This is a genomic window from Neisseria sp. P0008.S010 (genome assembly GCF_051962715.1).
Taxonomy (GTDB): domain Bacteria; phylum Pseudomonadota; class Gammaproteobacteria; order Burkholderiales; family Neisseriaceae; genus Neisseria; species Neisseria elongata.
Genome location: NZ_JBQCVA010000263.1, coordinates 1 through 279, shown reverse-complemented (window position 1 = coordinate 279; position 279 = coordinate 1). Strand labels below are relative to the sequence as shown.

Here is a 279-nt window from a genome sequence, read left to right as displayed (position 1 = left end):
CCTACGGGGGGCTGCAGTCGTGAATCTTCCGCAATGGGCGAAAGCCTGACGGAGCGACACCGCGTGTAGGATGAAGGCCTTCGGGTTGTAAACTACTGTCACGTTCTAGGAACTGCTTGGCGTGAATAGCGCCAAGCTCGACCAAGACGGGAGGAAGCACCGGCTAACTCTGTGCCAGCAGCCGCGGTAAGACAGAGGGTGCAAACGTTGTTCGGAATTACTGGGCATAAAGCGCACGTAGGTGGTCCGCTAAGTCGCGTGTGAAATCCCTCGGCTCAA

General features: G+C 57.3%; 1 rRNA gene. It reads left to right on the top strand.

Annotation, left to right across the window (positions count from 1 at the left end):
* Nucleotides 1–279 (top strand): 16S ribosomal RNA (locus tag ACTHSL_RS13505); the annotation flags it as partial.